The sequence below is a fragment of the Sphingomonas sp. BLCC-B65 genome (assembly GCF_028550675.1).
In the GTDB taxonomy this organism is placed as follows: Bacteria; Actinomycetota; Actinomycetes; order Actinomycetales; family Microbacteriaceae; genus Microbacterium.
Genome location: NZ_JAQQGL010000001.1, coordinates 1,075,787 through 1,087,967, shown reverse-complemented (window position 1 = coordinate 1,087,967; position 12,181 = coordinate 1,075,787). Strand labels below are relative to the sequence as shown.

The 12,181-nt window shown below is 71.1% G+C and carries 10 protein-coding genes; 7 read left to right on the top strand and 3 right to left on the bottom strand.

Annotated features, from left to right (window positions below):
• Positions 1-167: 167 nt before the first annotated feature.
• Positions 168-1,259: a UDP-N-acetylglucosamine 2-epimerase gene (locus PP359_RS05320; protein ID WP_112932609.1), complete on the top strand. Its 1,092-nt coding sequence runs from the start codon at positions 168-170 to the stop codon at positions 1,257-1,259.
• Here PP359_RS05320 and PP359_RS05315 read toward each other — a convergent pair.
• Positions 1,256-2,260, bottom strand: a complete 1,005-nt coding sequence (locus PP359_RS05315) for a glycosyltransferase family 2 protein (RefSeq protein ID WP_499250042.1) — start codon at positions 2,258-2,260, stop codon at positions 1,256-1,258. The genes PP359_RS05320 and PP359_RS05315 overlap by 4 nt on opposite strands.
• A gap of 56 nt (positions 2,261-2,316) precedes the next feature.
• The gene (locus PP359_RS05310) at positions 2,317-3,720 is read right to left on the bottom strand and encodes an O-antigen ligase family protein (protein ID WP_499250041.1); all 1,404 of its coding nucleotides are present in this window, start codon (positions 3,718-3,720) and stop codon (positions 2,317-2,319) included.
• A 42-nt stretch (positions 3,721-3,762) separates the two neighbouring features.
• Here PP359_RS05310 and manA point away from each other — a divergent pair, with 42 nt between their 5' ends.
• From manA to PP359_RS05290, 4 genes are all read left to right on the top strand, one after another.
• Complete coding sequence (manA, locus tag PP359_RS05305; RefSeq protein WP_499250040.1) at positions 3,763-4,944, top strand: mannose-6-phosphate isomerase, class I; 1,182 nt, start codon at positions 3,763-3,765, stop codon at positions 4,942-4,944.
• A 183-nt stretch (positions 4,945-5,127) separates the two neighbouring features.
• The gene (locus tag PP359_RS05300) at positions 5,128-5,445 is read left to right on the top strand and encodes a WhiB family transcriptional regulator (RefSeq protein WP_005048276.1); all 318 of its coding nucleotides are present in this window, start codon (positions 5,128-5,130) and stop codon (positions 5,443-5,445) included.
• Positions 5,446-5,539: 94 nt separating this feature from the next.
• Entirely contained in the window at positions 5,540-8,386 is a 2,847-nt protein-coding gene (locus PP359_RS05295) for a glycosyltransferase (protein ID WP_499250039.1), read from the top strand.
• Positions 8,383-9,810, top strand: coding sequence for a DUF5719 family protein (locus PP359_RS05290; RefSeq protein WP_499250038.1), 1,428 nt, complete (start codon positions 8,383-8,385; stop codon positions 9,808-9,810). Before PP359_RS05295 ends, PP359_RS05290 begins: the two co-directional genes overlap by 4 nt.
• 34 nt (positions 9,811-9,844) lie before the next feature.
• Here the strand turns inward: PP359_RS05290 and PP359_RS05285 are convergent, their stop codons facing one another.
• Entirely contained in the window at positions 9,845-10,279 is a 435-nt protein-coding gene (locus tag PP359_RS05285) for a metallopeptidase family protein (protein WP_039412603.1), read from the bottom strand.
• Between the two features lie 100 nt (positions 10,280-10,379).
• Here PP359_RS05285 and PP359_RS05280 point away from each other — a divergent pair, with 100 nt between their 5' ends.
• On the top strand, positions 10,380-10,586 hold the full coding sequence (locus PP359_RS05280) for a DUF3499 family protein (protein ID WP_005048283.1): 207 nt from the start codon (positions 10,380-10,382) through the stop codon (positions 10,584-10,586).
• A 40-nt stretch (positions 10,587-10,626) separates the two neighbouring features.
• The gene (gene ahcY / locus PP359_RS05275; protein ID WP_499250037.1) at positions 10,627-12,108 is read left to right on the top strand and encodes an adenosylhomocysteinase; all 1,482 of its coding nucleotides are present in this window, start codon (positions 10,627-10,629) and stop codon (positions 12,106-12,108) included.
• The last annotated feature ends 73 nt before the right edge of the window (positions 12,109-12,181 follow it).

Sequence of the window (12,181 nt, the reverse complement as noted above, 5' to 3'; positions counted from 1 at the left end):
TGGCGTGGCCCGTCGTCGCACGGCGCCACTCCTCGCCTACTCCGGAGTGCTCAGATGCGTGACAAGCTGCCCAGCGACGTCGCGCGCCCGAGGCCCCGTCTCAGAGCCGAGGTGTTCGATGAGTGTCGCCCTCCCGGCGGATCCCCGATGACAGTGGAGGCGGTCGCGTGATCATTTTCGTCTACGGCACGACGGCGGAAGCCATCAAGCTCGCTCCGGTCATGCGCCGGCTCCAGGAGCGCGGCGTGCCCTTCGAGCAATGGGTGACGCAGCAGCACACGGAGGCGTTGCGCACCGCGATCCCGCAGCTCGGACTGCCGACGCCCGATCGCGTGATCGCCGACGGCTGGCGTGGCCGGCCGCTGACCTCGCCTCTTCAGATGGTCGGGTGGATGGGGACGGTCGCCGCCTGGACGCTGCGCAATCTGAGGTCCGAACGGCGCCGGCACCGGCGCCACGGCGTGGTCGTCGTGCACGGCGACACGGTGACCACGGTCCTGGGCACCGTCATCGGTCGCCTCCTCGGCCTGCCGGTCGCCCATGTCGAGGCGGGTCTTCGTTCCGGAGACTGGCGGCACCCGTTCCCGGAGGAGCTTGATCGGCGCATCGTGGGGCGGCTCGCGTCGGTCCACTACGCGCCCAGCGACCAGGCGGTCGCGAATCTGCGCGGCCGGAGGAACGTCGTGGCGACGCACGGCAACACGGTTCGCGATGCGGTGCGCGATGCGGCGAGCTCCGCTCCCGCGCCGGAGCTCCGCGACCGAGGACTGGTCCTGCTGCACCGCTACGAGTTCATCTCTCAGCCGACGTTGGTGCTCGACACCCTGCGGCTCCTCGACGCGCACTCGCCCGTGCCCCTCGACATCATCGTCGACTCCTACTCGCGCGAGACGGTGGCGTCGACGATCGCCGACGCCGGGCTTTCGCGCCTGACGGTCGCGCCGAAGCTCGAGCACAGCGCGTTCGTCGCGCTCCTGCAGTCCGCGCGGTTCATCGTCACCGACTCCGGCGGCATCCAGGAGGAGGCGGCCGTGCACGGCGTGCCGACGCTGATCCACCGCAGGGCGACCGAGCGTTCGGACGGCCTCGGTTCCAGCGCCGTGCTGTCGGGCTGGAATCCGGACGTCGTGCGCGCCTTCCTGGGCGATCCCGACAGGTTCCGGGTCGTCGACCCGCCATTCGGGGCGTCGCCGTCGGACATCGTCGTCGCCGACCTCATCGAACGCGGGTTCGGATCGTCGCCGAAGGCGGAGAGCTAGTTCGAGGGTCTCCCCGCGCCGACCAGCGGCGGCATGGGCTTCCACGCGGCATCCCGCGAGATCTTGCGTCCGTCGCGCAGGCCTCGGAACAGGTTCGAGGTACCCCGGACGGTGCGCTCGACCAAGACGAGCCGGATGAGTTCCTTGCCGAACGTCAGGGCCGTGCCGAGGCCGAACAGCACAGGGTTGTAGACCCCGAGGCTGCGGTAATAGCGCTTGATGATCGCCCGATTGCGCATGATGTAGTAGCGGTACGCGTTGCTCGACGCGTTCATGTGCCGGATGCCCATGTCCCACTGCTTGATCTCGCGCGTGCGACGCAGCACGAACTCGTTGACGATGACCGAGCGTGTGATGCGCGATGCGAGCCAGCCGTAGGTCTGGTCGTCCCAGTAGATGAAGAAGCGGGGATCGGGCAGGCCGATCTGCCCGACGATGTCGCGGTGGATGAACATGCCCTCGAAGCAGCCCGAGTTCATCTCCTTGTAGCCCGACTCGTCGAACCCGCTCGGTGCATACGGGATCGGGATCGCGAGGGGCTCCGCGACGCGGTACTGCCAGTAGAACTCGCTGCCGTCGAAGTCGTAGCGTCGCCCCTGAATCGACTTGAACCGCGGCGCCCAGGCGCCCATCTTCGCGAGTCCGTCGGGCAGTACCTCGACGTCGTCGTCCATGAGCCAGATCCACGTCGAGCCGAGCTCATACGCCACCCGCATGCCCTCGCTGAAACCGCCGGAGCCCCCAGTGTTCTCGTCGAGTCGGCGGTAGACCAGCTCGGCGCCCAGCCGCTCGCGGAACGACTCGACGACGGCGGTGGTGTCATCGGTCGACGCGTTGTCGACGATCACCACGTGGCCCGGCTTCGGGTCCATCGCGGTGATGCTCTCGAGCAGCTTCGTCAGAAGGCCGGACCGGTTGTAGGTGACGATCGCGATCGTCGCGCTGGCGGGCGAGAACGTCTCGTTCGAGGCCGCGTCGGGGCGCGCAGAAATAGAGGGCATAGCGCGAGAAGTCTAACCCGGCCCCCTGCGCATCACCCGTGCCCTTCACCCGCGGGTCAGCGCGGCACGCGCTCCGTCTCGCCCTGCTCGCCGACCAGCCGTTCTTCCGAGGCTCCGCGTCCCAGCAGGGGTGCCTGCTTGATCTTGAACGCGAGCATGACGATCAGCAACCACCCGCCGCCGACGATCGGACCGGAGTCAGCCACGCCCTGCACGAGCAGGATCGCTCCGGTCAGCGTCGGCACGAGCGTCACGGGGGAGTAGGGCCGGTCGGCGACGAGGTCCCAGCGGGGGCGGTCGACGGCGAAGAACCAGGAGCGCCACACGTACGCGAAGAAGGTCAGGGCGAGCAGCGCCATCCCGACGATCCCGAGCTGGAGGAGGACGTCGAGCCACACGCTGTGGGCCTGCGTGAGGGCAGAGTCGATGCCGGGGCCCCAGGGCGCGGATGCCGCGTCCTGCGGCGGCCACGGCGTTGCGAAACCCCACCCTTGCACCGGACGCTCGAGCGCCTTCGCCGCGATCAGGGCCCACGTCCCTTCGCGCCCGTCGAGGTCGGTGCTGCGCCCGAGGAGCGAGAAGATCTGACCGCGCCCGAGCCAGACGGCCAGAATGCCGGCCGCGGCGATCACGGCGTAGACGACGTAATACCGGGTGCGCTCGCCGGCACGCTTCGTGGTGCGCATCACCAGCACCGTCGCGAGCACGAGGAGGACCGCCGCCGCTCCGAGCCAGCCGAGGGCGGACCCCGCACGGAAGAAGAGGAAGGCCGACAGCGCGAACCACCCGACCAGCAGCGTGCGCCGTGGCGCACGCGAAGCGAAGCGGACGGCGAAGACGACCATGCCCAGCAGCGCAAGAAAGGCCAGCGCCGTGGCATCCCCGACGATGCCCTCGATGCGCCCACCGCTCATTAGCTGATCGTGTGACCAGACGACGGCCCCGTCGGCGACCACACCGTCGGGCCGTGCGAAGCCCGGAAGCAGTACGCCGTGCCAGACGAGCGACACCCAGAGCTCGAACAGCAGCGACAACCCGAGCACCCACTTGAGCGCCGAGGCCATCGCGCGCACCAGCTCACGCCACGTCAGCACCGCTCCGACGAAGAGGGCCTGCATCGTCGTCACCAGCAGGAGGACGAGCGTCGCGGCCGTCGCCGCGAGATGCGTCGTCCACAGCAGCGAGCACACCGCCCACAGGACATAGGCGAGAGCGAACCACGGCAGTCGACGCCACTGCACCGGGGGACGCGAGAGCGCCCACACCGACGCCGAGACGACCCCGGCGACGACGACCGCGACGGCGGTGGCGGGGATGCCGAGCGCCAGCGGCCACGCGGACCCGGCGAGGGCCGCGGCGAGGACGAAGATGCACCACCCCCGCAGCAGCAGGTGGCCCGACGTCGCGCGGATCGGCGCGGTCGGCGGCGCCGCGACCGGATGCTTCGTGTGGACGGCCATGGTGAGATCAGAGTAGCGCGACGGCGGTCCTAGGCTGGGGGCATGCTGACGCCGATCTCCAACGATCCTCGCGACTACTCCTGGGGTTCCCCGACCCTCATTCCCGCCCTCGAAGGACGCCAGCCGACGGGGGCTCCCGAGGCCGAGATCTGGTACGGCGACCACCCGGGCTGCCCCTCCCGGACGCCCGATGGACGCACGCTCGACGTGGCCCTCGCCGATGCCGGACGTCCGGCTCTGCCGTTCCTGCTCAAGCTTCTCGCCGCGGCATCCTCGCTCTCCATCCAGGCCCACCCGACGCGCGCCCAGGCACAGGAGGGGTTCGCGCGGGAGGAGCGCGCCGGTATCCCGCGCGACGCCGCCGACCGTCTCTATCGCGACGACAACCACAAGCCGGAGATCATCGTCGCCCTCAGCGACCGCTTCCGTGCGCTCGTCGGACTCCGCCCGCTCGCCGAGACCCGTCGCTTCCTGTCCGTGCTCGCCGCCACCGGCGACGACGTCCCCGCCGGTGTGGCCCAGCTGCAGAGCCGCCTCGACGTCGACGACGACGGGCCCGCAGCCGAGCGTGCTCTGCGTGACGTGCTCGCCTGGGCGCTCGACGAGGCGGATGCCGCGACGGTGGCATCCGTGGCCGCGGCTCTCGACGCCGCGGCGGACACCGGCGAGACCGAGTTCGCCGACGAGATCGCGGTGCTGCGCGCCGCGGCATCCGACTTCCCGGGCGACGGCGGACTGATCGTGGCCCTCCTGATGAACCTCGTGACGCTCCATCGCGGTGAGGGGCTGTTCGCTCCGGCCGGGGTGCTCCACGCGTACCAGTCAGGGCTGGGCGTCGAGCTGATGGCCGCGAGCGACAACGTCATGCGCGGAGGCCTCACCCCCAAGCACGTGGACGTGCCGGAGCTGCTGCACGTGCTGGACGCGACACCCTCCCCGGCTCCTGTCATCCGTCCGCGCCCCCTCGCGAGCGGGGTCGACGTCTACGACACCCCGGTGGACGATTTCGCCCTCGAGCGCGTCGCGGTCGCCGGCGAGGCGGTCCGTGTCGCGGTGCACGGACCGGCGATCGCACTCTGCACCGTCGGGGAGGTCGTCGTCGCCGGCGACTCCGACTCTGACTCCGCGACCCTCCGTCCGGGCACGGCCGTGTACATCGCCGACGAGGAGGCCATCGAGGTGTCCGGTGTCGGCGAGCTCTTCGTGGCCCAGCCGGGCTCCTGACCCGCCGGCCCTGACCGACCGGCCCCGACCGCGCGGTCTCGGCCGCGACACGCCGACGGGCGTGCGTGAAGGTTCAATCCCGTGTTGAGGGTTTACGATCTGCGACTTGACCGCGGCGAATGACAAGGGTGTAATTATTCCAACACGCGCATCGGCGCATCGGGAAAACGTGGGGAGAACGATATGACGGGTTACCGCTCCGGCGTCCCCGACAACTGGTTCGTCGACCCGGTCAATCTGGGCGTGCCGGGAGTGCGTCGTCCGTCCGTCGCCGACGAGGACACTGCGCTCGCCTGGCAGGCGGACGCCCTCTGTGCGCAGACCGACCCCGAGGCCTTCTTCCCGGAGAAGGGCGGCTCGACACGCGACGCGAAGCGCATCTGCACCTCGTGCGACGTGCGCGGCGAGTGCCTCGAGTACGCCCTGCAGAACGACGAGCGCTTCGGCATCTGGGGCGGACTCAGCGAGCGCGAGCGCCGCAAGCTCAAGCGTCGCGCCTGATCTCGACGATCGCTGCCGCGGCGGCGTGACCGATCACGAGACTCGCGGGCGACGTCCGCGTTCTGCGCCGGCTCCCGCCTAGGCTGACGACGTCATGCCCGCCCGAGTTCACGCACTGCTGGTCGTGCGCCCTGATGCGCGCGTGGCCACCGACATCCGTCTCGACCGCGTCCTTTCCGCGCTCGCGGCTCAGGCGCGCCCGGTCGAGACGCTCACCATCGTGCTGTGCGGCCCGCACGCGACCGATCGCGAGCTTCAGCGGATCGCGGGGGAATCCGCCGCCGAGGCGGTCATCACCGCCGATCGAGGAACCTCCTTCGCTGAAGCTCTCGCGCTGGCGAGTCGACGGCTCGGCGGGGATGCCGTCTGGGTGCTCGACCAGGACACCACGCCCGCGCCCGACGCCCTCGTCCGTCTCATGGGCGCCCTCGAGACCGCTCCCTCGGTCGCGATCGCTGCACCGAAACTCGTCCGCGCCGACGACAACGACCGCATCGTGTCGCTCGGTGTGTCGATGACGCGAGGCGGCCGCGCCGTCGGCCTCGCCGACGGCGAGCACGATCAAGGCCAGCACGACGCCAGTGAGGACGTGCTCGGTTCGGATGTGCGCGGCATCCTGGTGCGCACCGACGCGTGGCGCGCGCTCGGCGGTCTCGACACGGCGCTCGCCGGCGCCGACGAAGGACTCGACCTCGGTGTGCGCGCGCGTCTGCGAGGGGGGCGCGTCGTCCTCGCCCCCCAGGCTTTCGTCGCCCTCGCCGACCCCGATCGCACAGACCCTCCTGTTCTCGGCGACCGCTTCGAGCCGGTCGGGGTGCGTCGGGCCTACGGCCGCCGCACGGCGCAGCTGCACCGCCGACTCGTGTATGCGCCGCCCGTCGCCGTCCCCCTGCATTGGCTCTCTCTGCTGCCGCTGGCGATCGTCCGCTCCGTGGTGCTGCTGCTCGGCAAGCGTCCCTCGATGATCGGTCCGGAATGGGGCGCCACGCTCACGGTGCTGCTGCGACCGGCTGCCGTCGCTCATGCGCGTCGCGGCATCCGCGCGGGTCGTTCCGTGTCGTGGGCGCAGCTGGCACCGTTGCGGGTCAGCCGGGTCGAGTTGCGCCAGCGCCTCGACGACGACGTGATCATCGACGGCACCGCTCGCGGTGAGCTGCACTTCTTCTCCGGTGGGGGTGCCTGGATCGTTCTCGGAGCTCTGCTCGTGTCGGTCCTCGCCTTCCTGTCGCTGCTCGCGTGGCCGGTGCTCGGCGGCGGCGGGCTCGCGCCGCTGCGCGCAACCGTGGGCCAGCTCTGGGCGGACGCGGCCTCCGGTGCCCGACCTCTCGGCTGGGACACGCAGGGGCCGGCCGATCCGTTCAGCGCGGTCGTCGCCGTGCTCGGCTCGCTCTGGCCCGCGGCGCCCTCGCGCGTCCTCGTCGTGCTGTGGGTTCTCGCGATTCCCCTGTCCGCACTCGGCGGCTGGTTCGCCGCGACGCGCCTGACCGACAACGCCCTCGCCCGCGCCGTCGTCGCGGTGGGCTACGCCCTGGCGCCGAGCCTGCTGGACGCGCTGGCATCGGGACGACCGACGGTCGTCATCGCACATCTGCTGCTTCCCTGGTTGCTGTGGACCGCCGTCGCCGCGCACCGATCGTGGACCGCGGCGGGCATGGGATCGGTGATCGCCGTCGCGGTGCTCGCCAGCGCCCCGTCGCTGGCTCCGGCCCTCGTCGTGTTGTGGCTGGTCGCGATCGTCCTCACGGCAGCGCTCGGCCGCGGTCGAGGACTCGCGCGGGTCGTCTGGCTGCTCGTTCCATCGGTGATCGTCTGGGCGCCGATGATCTGGCGCCGTCTCGGCTCTGGCGAGCCATGGGCCCTGATCGCCGACCCGGGGGTGCCGCTGCCGTCGGGGGAGTCGACCGATCTCGCCCGCCGCGTCGCCCTCGCGCTCGGGTTTCCCACCGCCGGCGGTTCGGAATGGGGTCAGCTCGTCGACGGCGCGGGGCCGTGGCCGTTCCTTCTCGTCGTGCCCCTGATCGTGCTCGCGGCGGCCGCTCCCATTGTCTCGCGCACAGCGTCGTCCGCCGTGGTCCTCCTCATCGCGCTCAGCGGCCTGGCGACGGCGGTCGCGGTCATCGGCATCGTCGTCACGTCGGATGCCGGGACCGGCATCGCGGTCTGGCCGGGCGCCGCCCTGAGCCTGTACTGGCTCGCCCTGCTGGCATCGGCAGCGCTGACGATCGACGCGCTCCCGGCACGGGCCCGGCTTCGCGCACCGCTGGCCGCCCTGGTGATGACCGCTCTCGCGGTCAGTGCGGCCCCCGTGATCACCGCGCTGCCTCGGGGGACCTCGGCCGTCACGAACGGTCCGAGCAGTACCCTGCCGGCCTATGTCGAGGCGGAGGGCAGATCGGGGCTGGACAACGCCACCTTCGTGCTCACCGCCGCGGCTGACGGATCGGTCGTCACGGACGTCGTCTGGGGCGAGACGTCGGCCCTGGGCGGACAGAGCACCCTGCGCTCGGCGCGCTCGTCCACCGACGCCGGTGACGCCGAGGCCGCGGAGCTGACCGCCGAACTGATCTCCGTGCCCTCGGGTGACGCGGTCGCGCGTCTGGGCGCGCACGGGGTCGCATTCGTCCTGCTCGGCGGCACCGCCGACGGCGAGAGCGACGCGGCGCGCGCCGTGCGCATCGCCGCCGAGACCGCGCTCGATCAGCGCCAGGACCTCGAGATCGTCGGCGACACGACAAAGGGCAAGCTGTGGCGGGTCACCGCTGCGGTCACGGATCGCGTTGCCGCATCGGCGGTCGACAATGCTCGCACCGCCGCCGTGCAGATCGGGGTCGTGCTGATCGCATTGCTGCTCGCTCTGCCCACCCGACGCTCGCTGCGGCTGAACCGTCGTCGCCCGCGCATCATCGGCGCGCGACGCGTACCCGGAGGAGGACTCCGATGAGCAACCGCCTGCCCGGCGTTCGTCGCCTCACGACCGTGCGGTTCGCCGTCGGCGGCGTCATCACGGCGGCTGCGGTAGCAGCGGGCGTGGCCCTGGTCGCGTTGCCGCTTCCTTCGCACACCGCCGACTCCACGCTCGCCATCGCTGCGCATCCGCCCGCGACGGCATCGGTAGCGACGTGCGTCGGACCCGTGCTGGCTGCGGGGCGCGACGCGACCCGCGCCGCCCAGCTCACCGACGCCGCTCCGGCGGCACTCACCTCTGCCGCGGTGTCGAAGGCGGCCTCGACGGATGCCGCGACCTCCACGTTGGCTGCCCCCGACGTCACCGGCGGAACGGGGCCGACCACCTTGCGCGCCGCTCCCGTGGACGGGGAGCCCGCCGACATCGCCGCAGCGACCTCGGCGCAGGTGAGCGCGGACGACCTCGCCGGGTTCGCTGCGTCATCCTGCGCGCGGCCCGAAATGGAATCGTGGCTCGTCGGCGGCTCCGGGGCGACCGGCGCCTCGGATCTGGTCGTTCTCGAGAATCCGGGTGTGGTCGCGGCGCGCGTGACGATCACCGTGTACGGCGCCGGCGGCGGCGCCGTCCCCGTCGCGGGCAACGCGATCGTCGTCGCCGCCGGCACTCAGCGGATCATCCCGCTCGCCTCCCTCGCGCTGCGCGAGGACAACCCGGTGCTGCGCGTGACATCGGCGCAGGCCCCGATCCGTGCCGCGCTGCAGACCAGCCTCACGCGCGTGCTCGTGGCTGGAGGTGTCGATCAGGTCGGCGCCACCGCCGTTCCGGACACCGATCTCGTGATCCCGGGTGTCCCGGTCGTGACGACGCAGGGCGGAGCCGGCGAGAGCAACGTCCCGACGTCCCTGCGGCTGCTCTCGCCGGGCGCCGACGCCCAGGCGACCGTCACCGTCGTGCGCGACGGTGCGGCCGTGGGTGCTCCGCAGACGGTACCCCTGCAGGCGGGGGTGCCTCTCAAGCTCGACCTGGGCGCACTCGCCACCGGCACCTACGCGGTGCGGGTGAGCGCGACGGCCCCGGTGACGGGCGCCGTCTGGGCCACCTCCGGGTTCGCGGCCGGCAGCGATTTCGGCTGGTTCGTCGCCGCCGATGCGATCACCGCGCCCGCACTCGTCGCCGTCGCCGCCGGAGCGGCCCCGACCATCACCATCGTGTCGTCGACGGGTGAGCCGCAGACGGTCGTTCTGACGGCGTCATCCGGCGCCGGCGCGAAGACCGACGTCGCGGTGCCGGGGGGCGGTGCGGTCACGATCCCGGTGCGCCCCGGTGAGGTCTACCGTATCGATCCGGGTACGGGCAGCGTCCGGGCCGGCGTGACGTATGCTGCCGCCGGCGCTATCGCGGGCTACCCCGTCGCGCCGAGCGCATCGGCGGCGTCGGCCGTCACCGTCTACCCTCGCTGAGTCCTCGCGGGCCACTCACGCCCACGCGGAACGGTCAGAGGAAGCGGAACCGCTCCGGTCCGAGATCCCAGGGGTCGCGATCGAGGTATTGCGCCGCCGCGCGGAAGACGCAGCCCTCGATGGCCATGCGCCGATGCAGCTCGTCCTCGCGATGCAGGCTGCCCAATCGTTCGATGGGCAGACGGTACAGCACGATGCGCCGCTCCTCGGTCGAGACCGTCCACCGCGGGATGCCGTCCTCGTCGGACGCCGGCGGCATGGCCGCCACCTCGAAGCGCACGTCTCGCAGTTCCGGCCAGGCGCTGCGCAGGAACTCCGCCGCCGTGCCGACGACGAAGTCGAAGCGTTCTTCGCGCGTCTCCTGCGCCGGAAGCGGCGGCCGCACGACGGGACTGCGGTCCTCGCGACCATGCCGTCCATGGCGGGACGGTCGCACCCGCGGGGGAGTGCTCGCGCGCCGCCTCATCATGTTCCGAGTCTAGTCAGCGGTCGTCGTCGCGGTCGGCGATGCGTGCGGCGGCGGCGCGGCATCCCCCGCCCCGGGCTGCGCCGCCGGTAGCGTGAGGGCGATGCGTACCCGACTGTGCTCGAAGGTGGGCTGTGCCCGCGAGGCCGTGACGACCCTGACCTACGACTACGGAGATCAGATGGCCGCCCTCGGCCCGCTCGGCGCGGCGACCGACCCGCACGCGCACGACCTCTGCGCCATCCACACCGACCGCCTCTCGGTGCCCAAGGGCTGGGTCGTCGTCCGGCACGAGACGCTGCGCGTCTGAGTCCCGGCCGGCATCCGGATGAGGATGCGAGAATGGGCGGATGCCGACCACCGCCGCCCCTACCCGCATCCATGACTTCGTCGTCGCCGACCTGAGCCTCGCCGAGGCAGGCCGTCATCAGCTGCGCCTCGCCGAGAACGAGATGCCCGGATTGATGGCGCTGCGCGAGGAGTTCGGTCCGCTCCAGCCGCTCGCCGGAGCCCGCATCGCCGGGTCGCTGCACATGACCGTGCAGACCGCCGTGCTCATCGAGACGCTCGTGGCCCTCGGTGCACAGGTGCGCTGGGCCAGCTGCAACATCTTCTCCACCCAGGACGAGGCCGCCGCCGCGGTCGCGGTGGGTCCGCACGGCACCGTGGACCAGCCGGCCGGCGTTCCGGTCTTCGCCTTCAAGGGCGAGACGCTCGAGGAGTACTGGCAGTTGGCCGATCGCATCTTCGACTGGTCGGCCGAGGGCTTCGACGGGCCCAACCTCATCCTGGACGACGGCGGCGACGCGACGCTCCTCGTGCATAAGGGTGTTGAGTTCGAGGCGGCCGGTGCGGTGCCTGCGGCATCCGAGAACGACTCCCTCGAGTACCGCATCGTGCTCGACACGCTGCGCGCGAGCCTCGCCCGCGACCCGCAGCGCTTCACCCGCATGGCCGCGCAGATCGTCGGCGTCACCGAGGAGACCACGACCGGCGTTCATCGACTGTACGAGCTCGCGGCAGCCGGAAAGCTGCTGTTCCCGGGCATCAACGTCAACGACTCGGTCACCAAGAGCAAGTTCGACAACAAGTACGGCATCCGCCACTCGCTTCCGGACGGTCTCAACCGTGCGACCGACGTGCTCATCGGTGGCAAGGTCGCCTACGTGGTCGGCTACGGCGACGTCGGCAAGGGGGCGGCGGAGGCGCTCCGTGGCCAGGGAGCGCGCGTGATCATCGGCGAGGTCGACCCCATCTGCGCGCTGCAGGCGGCGATGGACGGCTTCCAGGTCGCACGTCTGGAGTCGGTCATCGGCGACGTCGACATCCTCATCACCGGCACGGGGAACACGCGCGTGGTGACGGTCGAGCACCTTCAGAACCTCAAGCACCTCGCCATCGTGGGCAACGTCGGCCACTTCGACGACGAGATCGACATGGCCGGGCTCGAGGCCATCGCGGGTGTCGAGAAGATCGAGATCAAGCCGCAGGTGCACGAGTACCGTCTGCCTGCCGGTGCCGGTCGTGCGCCGCGCAGCATCCTGGTCATGAGCGAGGGGCGGCTCATGAACCTCGGCAACGCGACCGGGCACCCCTCCTTCGTGATGAGCGCGTCCTTCACCAACCAGGTGCTGGCGCAGATCGAGCTGTACACCAAGCGGGAGCAGTATCCCGTGGGCGTCTACGTGCTGCCGAAGATCCTGGATGAGAAGGTGGCGCGACTGCATCTGGCGGCGCTCGGTGTGCAGCTCACCGAGCTCACCCCGGAACAGGCCGCGTACATCGGCGTTCCGGTCGAGGGGCCGTACAAGCTGGACCACTACCGCTACTGACGGACCATTCGCGCGCCCTGCGCGGATCCATAGACCCGTCACAGCGAGTGTTCACCCCGCCTTTGTTTTGAAT